At 54.4% G+C, this 14,519-nt stretch carries 11 protein-coding genes, 1 pseudogene and 1 riboswitch; of the genes and pseudogenes, 8 read left to right on the top strand and 4 right to left on the bottom strand.

Annotated features, from left to right (window positions below; translation table 11 throughout):
* Window positions 1-83 precede the first annotated feature (83 nt).
* Window positions 84-287: a copper ion binding protein gene (locus tag PDUR_RS01815; protein WP_042204831.1), complete on the bottom strand. Its 204-nt coding sequence runs from the start codon at window positions 285-287 to the stop codon at window positions 84-86.
* 14 nt (window positions 288-301) lie between these two features.
* Window positions 302-655: a metal-sensitive transcriptional regulator gene (locus PDUR_RS01810; protein WP_042204830.1), complete on the bottom strand. Its 354-nt coding sequence runs from the start codon at window positions 653-655 to the stop codon at window positions 302-304.
* A 213-nt stretch (window positions 656-868) separates the two neighbouring features.
* Here PDUR_RS01810 and PDUR_RS01805 point away from each other — a divergent pair, with 213 nt between their 5' ends.
* From PDUR_RS01805 to PDUR_RS01780, 6 genes and pseudogenes are all read left to right on the top strand, one after another.
* The gene (locus tag PDUR_RS01805) at window positions 869-1,462 is read left to right on the top strand and encodes a DUF5317 domain-containing protein (RefSeq protein ID WP_042204829.1); all 594 of its coding nucleotides are present in this window, start codon (window positions 869-871) and stop codon (window positions 1,460-1,462) included.
* Between the two features lie 373 nt (window positions 1,463-1,835).
* The gene (locus PDUR_RS01800) at window positions 1,836-3,674 is read left to right on the top strand and encodes a bifunctional diguanylate cyclase/phosphohydrolase (RefSeq protein ID WP_042204828.1); all 1,839 of its coding nucleotides are present in this window, start codon (window positions 1,836-1,838) and stop codon (window positions 3,672-3,674) included.
* Between the two features lie 22 nt (window positions 3,675-3,696).
* A pseudogene (locus PDUR_RS01795) lies at window positions 3,697-5,124 on the top strand (MDR family MFS transporter); the annotation flags it as partial.
* Window positions 5,125-5,131: 7 nt separating this feature from the next.
* On the top strand, window positions 5,132-5,698 hold the full coding sequence (locus PDUR_RS01790) for a PadR family transcriptional regulator (RefSeq protein ID WP_042204827.1): 567 nt from the start codon (window positions 5,132-5,134) through the stop codon (window positions 5,696-5,698).
* A 112-nt stretch (window positions 5,699-5,810) separates the two neighbouring features.
* Window positions 5,811-6,785 (top strand): aldo/keto reductase, encoded by a 975-nt coding sequence (locus PDUR_RS01785; RefSeq protein ID WP_042204826.1) that lies wholly within the window; start codon window positions 5,811-5,813, stop codon window positions 6,783-6,785.
* A gap of 164 nt (window positions 6,786-6,949) precedes the next feature.
* On the top strand, window positions 6,950-7,294 hold the full coding sequence (locus PDUR_RS01780; protein WP_042204825.1) for a helix-turn-helix domain-containing protein: 345 nt from the start codon (window positions 6,950-6,952) through the stop codon (window positions 7,292-7,294).
* 95 nt (window positions 7,295-7,389) lie between these two features.
* Here PDUR_RS01780 and PDUR_RS29605 read toward each other — a convergent pair whose 3' ends face one another.
* On the bottom strand, window positions 7,390-7,542 hold the full coding sequence (locus PDUR_RS29605) for an anti-repressor SinI family protein (RefSeq protein ID WP_081949338.1): 153 nt from the start codon (window positions 7,540-7,542) through the stop codon (window positions 7,390-7,392).
* 26 nt (window positions 7,543-7,568) lie between these two features.
* Window positions 7,569-7,658: riboswitch (cyclic di-GMP riboswitch) on the bottom strand.
* Window positions 7,659-8,140: 482 nt separating this feature from the next.
* Between PDUR_RS29605 and PDUR_RS01775 the strand changes: the two genes are divergently transcribed.
* Complete coding sequence (locus tag PDUR_RS01775; RefSeq protein WP_042204824.1) at window positions 8,141-11,026, top strand: 2-oxoglutarate dehydrogenase E1 component; 2,886 nt, start codon at window positions 8,141-8,143, stop codon at window positions 11,024-11,026.
* Between the two features lie 31 nt (window positions 11,027-11,057).
* Window positions 11,058-12,365, top strand: coding sequence for a 2-oxoglutarate dehydrogenase complex dihydrolipoyllysine-residue succinyltransferase (gene odhB, locus PDUR_RS01770; RefSeq protein ID WP_042204823.1), 1,308 nt, complete (start codon window positions 11,058-11,060; stop codon window positions 12,363-12,365).
* 738 nt (window positions 12,366-13,103) lie between these two features.
* On the opposite strand, the gene PDUR_RS01765 is transcribed toward odhB, so the two are convergent.
* Window positions 13,104-14,474, bottom strand: a complete 1,371-nt coding sequence (locus tag PDUR_RS01765; RefSeq protein ID WP_042204822.1) for an aldehyde dehydrogenase — start codon at window positions 14,472-14,474, stop codon at window positions 13,104-13,106.
* Window positions 14,475-14,519: the final 45 nt, after the last annotated feature.

Below are 14,519 nucleotides of genomic sequence, written 5' to 3'. Positions count from 1 at the left end.
TATAAAAAAGAGAAGGCGCGGAGCGTTGTAACAGGACTTCTTGTCCCTAATACTCCATGCCTTGGTTTACTGCCTCATTCAGCTTATTGAACTACGTCATAGCCCTGCTCTTCAATCGCTTCCTTGATGGCTCCGACGCTGAGCTTGTTGTCGTCATAATCGACCGCTACCGTCTTGGATGCCAGATCCACGATTGCGGATGCTCCCAGATTGCTTACCGCTTTCTCTACCGAGCTTACGCAATGTCCGCAGGACATTCCCTCTACATTCAATACAACGTTCGCCATTATTAATCCTCTCCTTATTTCATTAATCTGCCGATTGTAACCAGCAGTTCGTCGACAACCTCATGTTCTCCGGCTTCAATTCTGTCAATGATACAGCTCTTCATATGGCCCTCAAGCAGCAGCTTCCCGACGCTTCCAAGCGCCGACTGAACCGCCGCAAGCTGGGTCAGGACATCATCGCAGTAGGTGTCGCGCTCAATCATGCCTTTAATCCCCCGGATCTGCCCTTCTATGCGGTTAAGCCGGGTATTCAGCCCGTTCTTGAATTCCTGGGTATGATGGCTTTTGCGCTCTTCGGAAGAATGGCAATCGCTGCCGCAGCAGTCATGCGGAACAACACCTTCATCATGCTTTTCATGTGCCGCCATGCATCAACCTCCTCAACATCACTATAATATACCCCACTGGGGTATGTCAACCAACAAAAATCTATTAGCGAACTTTTTAGTTTTTTCGACACATATTCTCGAAGAAATTTGAGGAATATTGTCATGGTCAGAAGGATTTCCATAATTAGGGTCGAATATTCCTGATATAAATAGCATCCCTTTTTTAATTCATAGGTATAGGAGCATTCAACCATGGTATACGACGGTATTGTGCTCGGCTTGGTTGTCGGCCTGCTCCGGGGCGGATTTCGTTACGGCTTGAGGCAGTTCGGCAGCCTGCGCATCAGAGGCGGGTTATGGTTTCCCCTGCTTTTACTGCTGCAGTTTGCCGTATTTGAACTGAATGACCGGTCGTCTGCCTTTGCGGCGTACAGCGGTATCGTTTTTGCCGGTGTGTACGCGGCAGGGCTTTACATCCTGTGGTTGAACCGGAACACTCCGGGCTTCTTGTTCATTTTTGCCGGAGTCTTTCTGAACTTTCTCGTCATGTCCGTCAATGGCGGCAAGATGCCAGTCTCTCTGGAGGCGGCGAAGGTTCTGGACCCTTATTACGTACATCTTCTGCAGTCGGGAGCCGTTGTTACGAAGCATTTTCTGATGGACTCCGCGACCAGGCTGTCGTTCCTTGGGGATATTATTCCGCTGTCCAAGCCTTATCCGCGCACTCAGGTCATCAGCATCGGCGATATTGTGATGAATGTAGGGATTTTCCTCTATCTTCAGCACATCCTTGTTCCAGACAGAAGACAGATTCAGACACAGGAGATGGAAGCCAAGCAGTCTTGACGATCCATTGCCGAAAGGGGGGAACAATTGTGAAAAAAAAATGGGACGGCATGCTGTATTCGCGCATTATCATCAATACGGTTATCGTTGCTTCCGTAGTTATGGCTTTGACCTCCGGATTCAGACTCATCGGCGGCGGCCGTTAATTGAATGAAACAGAGGGCAGGCTGACGTTCAGCCTGCTTTTTAGCATACCAAGAAGCTCCAACCCCAAAGCCTAAGCAGCCTTTTTTCTAATACTAAGCTTCACGCTTATCCTTTCTTGTATTTCTCCTTGTATTCGCGTATTTTGCCAGTCGGCATCTATGAAATTCCTTGTAATTCCCTTAAAATAAATGGGACAATCACGATACTTGCGAGAGGAGGGTGACTTTTGCCAAAGTGGAAAACGGCCGTGGCCAAGCTGAACCTGGGTCACCTTTACGCATTTGCGATTTGTCTGACGGGACTCGGTCTGTTCACGATATATAATCAGGGCGCTTTAATTCACTATACAACTTCAACTTGGGTGTGGGTGTATGCGCTATCCGGAGCGGCTGCCGTATTAACGATCTTTACATTCCAGCTTCCTCCGCAGGGCAACGGGTTATCCCTCGACTCTTCCGTTTATCTGGCCTGTATTTTCGTATTTGGCCCCTCATTCAGCTTAACCGTGCTTCTGGTCTCGTCCGCGGTTATTTTTCTGATTGAACGCAAGACTGTCTGGTGGAAGCACCTGATCAACTTTGCCATATACTCGATCATTATCGCCTCGGCTTCCTTCTCCTTTACTGCCCTGGGAGGGGTACGGGGACCGCTAATGGACGACCATCTCCTGGCGTATGCCGGAGGCATGGCCATATACTTTGTGCTGAATACGATGCTGATCGTCTTTTACTACTATGTCTTCTATAATGAGAACCTGTACGAAACGCTAAAAGGAATGCTGAAGGATACGATTATTGCCTACCTCAGCACCCTGGTGCTGGCGCTTGTGCTGGTCATCCTTTTATACCATAATCACATTTTCGGGCTGGCTCTGTTTCTCTGCCTCAGCGTTCTGCTGTCTTATGCGTTCAAGCAGATGTTCGCGATGTACCGGGACATTGAGGAACGTGCCAACCGGGACCCGCGGACAGGTCTGTTCAACCACAGCTATTTCGAGCTGACGCTGGAAGTGGAAATGCGCAAATCCCGGAGCACGGGCTCCTCCTTGTCGCTGGCCATGATCGATATCGACGATTTCAAGAAATATAATGACCACTTCGGCCATCTTAAGGGTGACGGGCTGATCGTTTTTTTGGCGGAATTGCTGAAAAAGGAATGCGGCGGCGCGGAAATGGTCGTCTCCCGCTACGGCGGGGAAGAATTCACGATCCTGATGCCCTCACATGACACCGAACAGGCTAAAAGCTTTCTCGACCGCCTGCGCAAAACGCTGAACAACTCTTATTTTGAAGGGGCTGAAATTTTCCCTCAAGGCTGCTTGTCCTTTTCTTCTGGAATTGCGGGCTATCGCAGCGACATTCACGACAAATCGGAGCTTGTCGATCAGGCCGACCAGGCATTGTACTACGCCAAGAAGCAGGGCAAGAATATGGTCCATGTCTACGGCCACCAATCGCCGCAAGAGCGGGATATCGATTTCAGCCAGGACGTACGGGATATCGAGCAGCAGCTCAACCTGTTCATGTACAAGGACCTGGAAACGTTTAAACATTCCAAACGGGTATTCCGGTACGCTATGGACGTCAGCGAGCTGCTCATGCTGGACAGCCTGTCGAAGCGCCAGTTCACGCTGGGTTCGCTAATCCATGACATCGGCAAGCTCGAAATTCCCTGGGGCATACTGAACAAGAAGGAGAAGCTCACGCCCGAGGAGTGGGAAATGGTAAAATGGCATGTAACCTGGGGGAAGCAAATGGCGCTGATGGGCGACAAGTTCAAGGATTTGGCCCCTTACATCGAGCTGCACCACGAAAGGTACGACGGCAAAGGCTACCCGCACGGCTTCAAGGGCGAGGAGATTCCGAGGCTGTGCCGGATGCTGACCATTATCGATTCCTTTGATGCCATGACGACGGAACGTCCTTATCAGCAGACCAAATCCGTGGAAGAGGCGATTGTCGAGCTCAGAGCGTGTTCGGGCAGCCAATTCGATCCGGTGCTTACGGAGTTCTTCATCAGTTATATCGAATCCAGACAGCTGCGCACCAAGGAAGCGGCGGTATAGACCTGTTGTTTTCCGCAGGGACGCTCTGGGAACCATTGTCTCCGACCTCGGAGGGATGGACAAGCTCGTATGGGTAACCTCGGCGTATATGGTTATGGTGATGGCCGGTACTCCCGTCTTCGGCAAGCTGTCCGATATGTACGGACGCAAACGCTTCTTCATGCTCGGACTGCTGCTGTTCCTGATCGGCTCGGCCCTCTGCGGCACCGCGGGCAGCATTACCCAGCTCAGCATCTACCGGGCAATCCAGGGTGTGGGCGGCGGCGCGCTGATGCCGATCGCGTTCACGATTATATTCGATATCTTTCCACCGGAGAAGCGCGGCAAGATGACAGGACTGTTCGGCGCGGTCTTCGGCATCTCAAGCGTGCTCGGTCCGCTGCTCGGCGCTTATATCACCGATTATGTCGGCTGGCGCTGGATATTCTACATCAATCTCCCTCTCGGGGTGATCGCCTTCATCATGATCGCTCTGGCCTACAAAGAATCGGTGACTCACTCCAAGCAGCGGATCGACTGGGGCGGCGCCTTTACGCTGGTCGGCGCGATTATCTGCCTCATGTTCGCTCTGGAGCTGGGCGGACAGGAATATGCCTGGGGCTCCTCAGCCATTCTAGGCTTGTTCGCGGGCTTCGCGGTGCTTCTGATCGCCTTTCTGTTCATTGAACGGCGCGTGGCTGAACCCGTGATCACCTTCAGCATGTTCCGGAACAGGCTGTTCGCGACAAGCGCTCTGGCCGCTCTCTTCTACGGCTCAGCTTTCATTGTGGCAACCGTCTACATCCCGATCTTCGTGCAGGGCGTATTCGGCGGCTCCGCTACGAATTCCGGCCTGATTCTGATGCCGATGATGATCGGTTCGGTCGCCGGCGCCCAGCTTGGCGGACAGCTGACAGCCCGGGCCAGCTTCCGGAACATCATGCTGCTGTCCACTGTCTTCTTCGTCGCAGGCGTTGCTCTGCTTGGGACCCTGTCGCCGGATACTACCCGCCTGCAGGTCAACGCCTTTATGGCTGTAACCGGATTTGGCGTCGGATTCTCCTTCTCGGTGCTCAACATGTCCTCTGTCCATCATTTTGATGTCCGCCAGCGCGGTTCGGCCACGTCGACATGCACCTTTATGCGTTCGCTTGGCATGACGCTCGGGATCACCATCTTCGGCATCATCCAGCGCAATTTGTTCACGGACCAACTAAGCGCCGCGTTCGGCGGCAGCGCCCAGTCCTCCGCCTTCGGCGATCCGCGAGCCGCGCTGACCCCGGAAGCAAGAGCTCAGATTCCGGCTCCCGTGCTTGAGAAAATCTCAGCCGCGCTGTCTTCCTCCATTGCGCATACGTTCCTGTGGGCGCTTATTCCGGCGGTGCTAGGGCTCGCGGCCGTGCTGCTCATGCCGAAGGACCGCCTCTTCACCCGCAGTAATGCTCCGCAGCCGGCGACAAGCAAGGATTAGAGCTGCCATGTCAATGAAGCTGGCTATTCTCGGACTGCTGCTGGAACGGGACATGCATCCCTATGAAATGATGCTGGTGATGAAAGACCGCGCGATCGATCAGATTACGAAGCTGCAAATGGGCTCCCTGTACTACGCCGTCGACCAGTTGGCCAAGAACGGACAGATTACGCAGGTTGAGATTATCCGCAGCAGCGACCGGCCGGACAAAACCATATACCGAATTACAGATTCGGGAAAGGCCCTGTTCGAGCAGCTCCTGCTGCAGCTGTTCAAGCAGAACGACACCCTCTATCATCCGATGTACCTCGCGCTCGCCTTCTCCCGGCATGTTGATCCGGACAAGATTGCGAAACTGCTGGAGGAGCGCATCCGAGAGACCGAGCATCAGGTCAATCTCGCTTATCAGGTCTATGAAGAGCATGTTTCCACCGTTCCCCGCGCCGCGTTGCATCTCATGTACGGCAAATATGAGCACAGCCTGACGGAACTGAAATGGCTGAAGCGCCTGTACGCTGACGTACGGGCGCACAAGCTCGGCGATATCGGGAAGCCCTTGGATCTGAAGGAGTAACCCCCTTGTATGCCGCCTGGCACCGCTTCTTAAGCGATTAAAAGTATCATACCGGCTTCCAAAGTTGTACAATATCTCTGAAATCATCTACCACTATGACGGAGGGATTGAATTGAAAACGTTACCGCTTAACAAGCGCGGAATTCCCGCAAGCCGGCTTGTCCTGGGCTGTATGGGCCTTGGCGGAGGCTGGGACCGCGAGGCGATTACTAAAGAGCAAATCAAGGAAGGACATGAGGCTGTCGAAGCGGCGCTCTCCATCGGCATCAATATGTTCGATCACGCTGATATTTATACCCGCGGCAAAGCGGAGCAAGTATTCGGCACCGTCCTTAAAGAACGGCCGGAGCTGCGTGAACGGATCATTCTTCAATCGAAGTGCGGCATTAAGCTGGCCGAACCCGGCGAAAGCTCCAACGTGTTCGATTTCTCCAAGAGCCATATCCTAAGCAGTGTGGACGGCATCCTGTCTCGTCTGGGAGTAGAATACCTGGATATTCTGCTGCTTCACCGGCCCGATCCGCTGATGGACCCTGAAGAGGTGGGCGAAGCGCTTCACCTGCTTAAGCAATCCGGCAAGGTGCGGCATTTCGGCGTCTCCAATATGAGCCAGGGGCAAATCAAGCTGCTTCAGGCATACAGCGAAGAGCCGTTTATCGTCAATCAGTTGGAGATGAGCCTTGAGAAGATCTACTGGCTCGATTCGGTCGTAAGCGTCAATCAGCAAGCCTGGAGAGAGCAAGGCATGCCCGAAGGAACGATCGAGCACTGCAGGCTGGAGAATATCCAGCTTCAGGCGTGGGGGCCGCTGGCCCAGGGCAAATACAGCGGACGCCCGCTGGACGGAGAATCCGAAACGGTCCGCAGCACCGCGCGCCTTGTCCGTACGCTGGCCGATGAGAAAGGGACGACCCCGGAAGCGATAGTCCTCTCCTGGCTGATGACGCATCCGGCCGCGATTCAGCCCGTTATCGGAACGGTAAGTCCGAAGCGCATCGCAGCCTGCGAAGGCGCGGACAAGCTTACGCTTACCCGTAAGGAATGGTATGACCTGTACGTCAGCTCCCGGGGCGTGCGGTTACCTTGACGATTCATCGGCGCGCCGCCGCAGAAATCGAAGGGATAGAATAGCGTCCAGCCGGATTATAGCTTTCGGATTCGTTAGAAATTCTGGAAAATGCCTGCTTTGCCTTGTATGCAGACCTTTGCTATACTAGTACCAAAAAAACAAGGAGGGGGGCGTAACTCATCGTGCCAGATAATATAGGACAACACATTCAGCATCTTCGTCTGGAGAAGGGCTTGTCTTTATCCGAGCTGGCCAGCAAGGCTGATGTGGCCAAATCATACTTGAGCAATGTTGAACGCAACATTCAATCCAACCCCTCTATCCAATTCATTGAAAAAATTGCCGAGGCTCTGGACGTTCCCGTTCACGTTCTTCTCTATGGAGAGAACTCCGATACGCAGGAGGAAATGCTGGATTCCGAATGGTTCAAGCTAGTGCAGGAGGCTATGGCTTCAGGCGTCAGCAAGCGCGAGTTTAAGGAGTTTCTGGATTACCAGAAATGGCGTCTTGAACAGAAGGACCAGTAATCCAGTAAAGCCCACAAACATAAAGAGGACATGACGCCGCGCCGCCATGTCCTCTTTCAAATATCAATTGATAATGCCCTTTCAGACCCCTCTTGCTACATTGCCTTAAGTGTCCTGTCATTGAAGAACCGACGAATCTCATCCACTTGAAGCCCTTGCTTCTTGGCTTTCAGAAGCAAATACACCCATTCCATATCAAGCTCTAACGTCTGCAGCTCTCCGATGTTCCCCTGGTTGGACTTGTCCAAAAAATCTCCTCCTAAGATTTTTGTCCCCAGGCAGTCCGGCCGTCGTAGTATATAAAAATAACCTTAGACCCGTGACTTTGTGCCCCTGCCTTTCAGCAGGTTTACCTTTTACTGGACCCTTGCATTCAAGGATCTGATATTGATTCTCATCACAATGAGTCTTGCAAGAATATTATACAAGAAGTTCGTCCTAAAGTGTGTCGAATTTTGGAAATAAGTAAGTATGCGCGGAGAAAAAATAGAGTTGATCAAACGGCACCCGGCAGTAGAAATAATTTGAACATATGTATGATCTTAGTAGTATGAATGAACTATATACGACAAATACCCATTTTTCAAGTCTGTTAACCAAAATTTTTTGGAAATAGCGAATCATTTGTTTGGTTATTTGGTCCTGTACATAATTATGCCTTTTTTCGAACGGATTGGACGAAAGCTTGAATTGATTACAAATGTTGAAAGGAGCACAATAGGATGAGGCATTAGCTTTATAATGGTTTGTCTTTGTTATAGAATGTAAACGTAACCACCGCAGCTCCAACAGAGGGCCTCCTTAATCAGCGCCACCTTTGGAGCTTAACCGTTAGGAGGATGTTTCATGTCAGCCAAAGAGTCCTACAACGAATCCGTCTGGAGCAAGTATTACGGTCCCAATCTGGGCTACATTCAGGAAAAGTACGAACATTTCGCCGAAGATCCTTTTTCAGTGGAAGCCCACTACCGCGAACTATTCACCATCTACGGTTCTCCTCCGCTGACATCCGAGGCTGCAAGGACTCCCGGACCGGCCTTGCCCGCCGATACCGATTGGCTTCGCAAAGCGGTTAGAGCTTCCAAGCTGATCGCAAGCATCCGCATTTTTGGCCATCTGGCAGCCGACATCGACCCGCTGGGACAGGGTCATACCTCCATGGCCAAATGGCTGGACCCCGAGACTTATGAGCTTACGCGCGAAGATTTGCTTGCCCTGCCGGCTTCGCTCATCTGGGAGAACGCTCCGCAGGATGTGCTGACCGGCTGGGACGCTTATCACCGGATGCGCCAAACCTATACCAAGACGATTGCCTACGAATTCAGCCATGTCCACGACGAACAGGAGCTTCGCTGGCTGAACAGTCAGGCCGAATCGGCCACCTCGCCCGCTCCGCTCACGCCGGCGGAACGCAAAGGGCTGCTGGGCCGGCTCATCCAGGTGGAGCAGTTCGAGACATTCCTGCATAAGACATTTGTCGGCCAGAAGCGGTTCAGTCTGGAAGGCAATGATGCGCTTGTTCCTATGCTGGACGAAATTGTCCGGGCGGCCGCGCATGACGGCGCGGAGCATATCCTGATGGGCATGGCCCACCGGGGCCGTTTGAATGTGCTCGCGCATATTTTGGGCAAACCGTACGATATTATTTTTTCCGAATTCCACCATTCTCCGAACAAGGAGCTGTTCCCGTCCGAAGGGTCCATGGGCATCAACTACGGCTGGACCGGAGATGTAAAATACCATTTGGGCGCCGACCGTGCGTTCCATGAAGGCGAGACAGTGCGCGCCCGTCTGACGCTTGCCAACAACCCGAGCCATCTTGAATTCGTCAACCCTGTAGTGGAGGGCTTTGCACGCGCGGCCCAGGAAGTCCGAAGCGCTCCGGGGCTGCCTGTGCTTGATACGAACAAAGCCATGGCCGTACTGATGCACGGAGACGCCGCTTTCCCGGGCGAAGGCATCGTGGCGGAGACGCTGAATATCGGCCAGCTTCAGGGGTACCAGAATGGCGGAACGATCCACATCATCGTCAATAACCGGATTGGCTTCACGACGGAGAGCGAGGATTCCCGTTCCACGCACTATGCGAGCGATCTTGCCAAAGGGTATGAAATTCCGATTGTCCATGTCAATGCCGACGATCCGGAGGCCTGCATTGCTGCCGTCCGCCTGGCCAGCGCTTACCGCAACCTGTTTAAAAAGGATTTCCTGATCGATCTTATCGGTTACCGCAGACACGGACACAATGAAATGGATGATCCCGAAATGACCCAGCCGATTGTCTACGGCAAGGTAAAAAATCATCCTACCGTCTTCCGGATATATGCCGAAAGGCTGGAGCGCGAGAAGGTGATTACCAAGGATGAACTGGCGAAGATGAGCGCCGAAGCGGACAATGTGCTTCAGCAGGCCTACGAGCGGATGAAAGAGGGCAAGCAAAAAAGCGGCGAAACGAAGACGGCCGTCGCCTTGCAGACGGATGAAGAAAGCTCTGCGCCTACGGCCGTGCCGCTCGGCAGGCTGCAGAGCATTAACCGCCAGCTGCTGTCCTTCCCCGAAGGCTTCAAGGTGTATCCGAAGCTGCAGCGGATTCTGCAGCGGCGCAAGGATCTGCTGAATGACGGGGAAAAGGTGGATTGGGCGCTGGCCGAAACACTGGCTTTCGCGACCATTCTACAGGACGGAACGCCCATCCGTCTGAGCGGCCAGGACGCGCAGCGCGGCACTTTCTCCCAGCGGCATCTCGTGCTTCACGACAGTGAATCGGGAGAGCTCTACTACCCGCTTCACCAGCTTGAGGATGCCAAGGCTTCCTTCGGCGTCTACAACAGCCCGCTATCGGAGGCCTCGGTGATCGGCTACGAGTACGGCTACAATGTATTTGCGCCGGAGACATTCGTGCTGTGGGAAGCGCAGTACGGCGATTTCGCCAATGCCGCGCAGGTGATTATCGACCAGTTCATTTCTGCCGGACGCGCCAAATGGACGCAGCGCAGCAACCTGGCCATCCTGCTGCCCCATGGCTACGAAGGCCAAGGGCCGGAACACTCCAGCGGCCGATTGGAACGGTATTTGCAGCTATCCGCTGAGGAAAACTGGACGGTTGCGAATCTTACCAGCGCCGCGCAGTACTTCCATCTGCTGCGCCGCCAGGCTTCTCTGGGCGGACAGGCGGACGCAAGGCCGCTCGTGATCATGACGCCGAAGAGTCTGCTCCGCAACCCGCGCAGCGCTTCTTCCGGCTTAGAGCTGGCATCCGGCCAATTTCAGCCCGTGCTCCCGGAACCGCTGCTCGGGCAGACTCCCGGCACAGTGACACGTCTGGTCGTATGCAGCGGAAAGATCGCCATTGACCTGCAAGCCGAACTGGAAGCGGCCCCGGGCCAGGACTTGTCCTGGCTGCATATCCTGCGCCTCGAACAGCTCTACCCGTTCCCGGCGCGCGAATTGGCCGTCTACCTGAACGCTTTCACTTCTCTGCAGGAGATCGTCTGGGTGCAGGAAGAACCGAAGAACATGGGCGCCTGGAGCTATATCGAACCAAGGCTTCGCGCCATTGCGCCAGGCAACACCGCTGTACGGTATATCGGCCGTCCGGAACGCTCAAGCCCGGCCAGCGGGTATGCGGACATCCACACCTTTGAACAACGCAGAATCGTCACGGAAGCACTGAACTTGAACTCGCAAACGAAAGCGGCTGTACCGTCTCCTTCCGGGACGGTGTCACGATAGCATTAATCACAATTTGGGGAGGTAGCGGCCAGTGTCCGAAATTAAAGTGCCCGATCTGGGCGAATCCATTACAGAAGGAACGATCTACAAGTGGATTGTAAAAGAAGGCGACCATGTCGGCCAGGGGGATGTGCTGGCAGAGCTTGAGACGGATAAGGTGAACCTGGAAATCAGCGCGGAGGAGAGCGGCGTCATTTCCGCCATCTTGCGCAAAGACGGAGACAACGTCGCGGTCGGCGAAGTGATCGGCTTGATCGGCGGCGGCGGTAGCGGAGTAGCCGGAGAGGCTTCGGCGGCGGACAGCGTCAAGCCTGCCGCGCCGGAAGCGCCGGAAGCGCCTGCGGCGCAGCAGCCGGCGGCGCCTCCCGCCGGTGCAGGGACCCTGGCGGCCGCCCCGGAAGGCCCGGCCGCCGAGAACGGCGCCGCGTACCTGGCTTCGCCGGGTGCGCGCAAGCTCGCGCGCGAGCGCGGCATCGACCTCGGCGAGGTCGGCGCGCGCGATCCCATCGGCCGGATTGGCCAGGCCGATGTGAAGACCTTCGGCGCAGCAGCGGTACCCGCTGCGCCGAAGCCGGCCGCGCCAACGCAGGGCGCGCCGGCCGGCAGCCCGCCGCCTGGGGCCAAGGCGGCGGACGGCAAGGAGACCGAGCGCAAGCGCATGTCGCGCAGACGGCTCACGATTGCCAGCCGCCTCGTGGAGGCGCAGCATACGGCGGCCATGCTGACCACCTTCAACGAGGTGGACATGACCGCGATCCTGGATATCCGCAAGCGGCGCAAGGATACCTTCAAGGAGAAGCATGACATCGGCCTCGGCTTCATGTCCTTCTTCACCAAAGCGGTGGTCGGCGCGCTCAAGGCGTATCCGCTGCTCAATGCCGAGATTGACGGCGAGGACCTTATTATCAAGAAATATTACGATATCGGCATCGCCGTGTCCGCCAAGGAAGGACTGGTCGTGCCGGTGGTCCGGGAGGCCGACCGGCTCAGCTTCCCGCAGATCGAGCGGCAGATCTCCGAGCTTGCCGCCAAAGCCCGCGCCAACACGCTCGCCCTCTCCGATCTTCAGGGCGGCACCTTCACGATTACTAACGGCGGCGTATTCGGTTCCCTGCTGTCGACGCCGATCCTGAATGCTCCGCAGGTCGGCATTCTGGGCATGCATAAAATCCAGCTCCGCCCGATCGCCATCGATGAAGTGACAACCGTCAACAAGCCGATGATGTACATCGCCCTGTCCTACGATCACCGGATCGTCGACGGAGCCGAAGCGGTAAGCTTTCTCGTCAAGGTCAAAGAGCTGCTGGAGGATCCTGAGGCGCTGCTGCTGGAAGGCTAAAGAAGTCCGACAAGGATGCCTTAACTCTCTTTAAGGCTATCCCAAAAGTTATTTCGGGATGCCGGGTCCCCCACTTTAAATGGAATGTCGTTACCCTAAATGACCTCATCTTCCACGTGCCCGTGGAGTTTGAGGTCATTTTTGAATCGTCCCTATCTAATTCGAATACTTTGGCACAGTCCCGCATGCTTCCGCTCTATAACCGCAGCTCAGGTCCCGGATTCACTCACCGCCGGACGGATGGCGTGAAAGCCGCACAGCACGAAGCTCCTCGCGCGTGGTGTTTGGCGTCACATGACGGTGGTCAACCACCTCGCCCGCGCTAATCGTGAGCTGAAACGGAATTCCTCCCTCTTATTTTTCAACTAGAGGGCTTATGCCTAACCTGAGAGGGAATACCTCCCTCTTATTTAGGCGTTTTTGCAGAAATACTTGAAACCCCAGCCAATAAGCCGGCGCTTTTCCCTTATATCGCCGCATAACGTCCCTTTCTCCTTAAATAAAAGGGAGGTTTTCCATTTCATACACGCGCCTGCCCGAACTCCGACTCCTCCCCCCTGTCCAGACTTTAAAGTGAACCCGTCCATGGCGGCTCATAGGTAACCCATCCTGTTCATTTTCCGGTCATCCCGTTCTTCATGCAGCCTTTACGGAGACATCCATTTTGCGGTCAACCGGATATTCACACCACTTTTGCGGAGACACCCCCGATCAGCCGGTACAACCCGGCCGCTGCCGTCATCTCAGAAACCGCTTGATCTGCTTCAGCCCATTCCTGCGGTTCGGGTACCGGAACGGGAGATCGAACCGTGTCGTCTGCTTCAGAACGCTCTTGCTGTGCGAGAACGTATCGAAGCTCGCTTGTCCGTGATACGCCCCCATCCCGCTGCTGCCTACTCCGCCAAACGGCAGGTATGGAGAAGTAATATGATACACCGTATCATTGATGCAGCCTCCGCCGAAAGAAACTTTCTTCCTCACATCCTCCTGCACACTTTTGCTTTCCGTGAACAAATACAGTGCAAGCGGCTTCGGCTGGCTGCCAATCTCTCTGATCGCCTCCGGCAGATCACCGTATTCCAGCACCGGCAGAAGCGGCCCGAATATCTCTTCCTGCATCACAGGATCTTCCCAGCCAATATCCGTTAGAACGGTCGGTTCGATCGTTAATTTCTCTTGGTCCGTTCCTCCGCCGAATACCCGTGTTCCATTGTCCAGAAACGCCTCAATCCGGTCAAAATGCTTCCTGCCGACAATCCGCGTATAGTCCGGATTCAGCAGAGGCCGTTCCCCGTACAATTCCTTTACCGCGCTCTCCAGCTCCCTAAGGAAACGCTCCTTGATGCTCTGATGGACATAGATATAATCCGGCGCTACGCAGGTTTGTCCGGCGTTCATGAACTTCCCCCAGGCGATACGCCTCGCGGCCAGCTTGAGATTGGCGTCTTCATGAACGATGCAGGGGCTTTTTCCTCCAAGCTCCAGAGTCACCGGTGTCAGATGCTTGGCGGCAGCAATCATAACAATCTTCCCGACCGGAACACTCCCGGTAAAAAAGATATAGTCGAACTTCTCCCTCAGCAGCGCCTCGCTCGTTTCAATCCCGCCCTGAATGACAGAAATATAATCTTCCTGAAAGCTCGTGCGGATGATCTCTGCGATAGTCTCCGAAGTTCTTGGGGTCAATTCCGACGGCTTCAGGACCGCGCAGTTTCCTGCCGCGATTGCGCCGATCAATGGAGCGGCGGCCAGTTGGAACGGATAATTCCAGGGAGCGAGGATCAAGGCCAAGCCGTACGGCTCGGAATAAATGTACCCTCTGGCGCCAAAATGAGTGATCGGCGTTCTTACCTTACGAGGCTTGGCCCATGTCCGCAAATGCTTCAGCGTAAAGCTGATTTCCTCAAGAACAATTCCGATTTCCGCCATGTAAGCTTCGAATTCAGATTTGTTCAGATCCGCTTTTAAGGCGTTGATCAGCTGTCTTTCGCGCTCCTGTATACCTGCTTTAAGACGGCGAAGCGCGTCGATCCGATAGCTTAATTCTTTTGTTGCCCCGCTTGCAAAAAAAGACCGTTGTCTATCCGTTAGCCATCCATAGCTCACCATTCTTCGACATCCTCCGTTGGATAATGCTCTACGAACTATCATATT

Source organism: Paenibacillus durus, from assembly GCF_000756615.1.
Classification (GTDB): domain Bacteria; phylum Bacillota; class Bacilli; order Paenibacillales; family Paenibacillaceae; genus Paenibacillus_AQ; species Paenibacillus_AQ durus.
The sequence above is the reverse complement of the archived record's forward strand: the minus strand, read 5'-3'. Positions and strand labels throughout refer to the sequence as shown.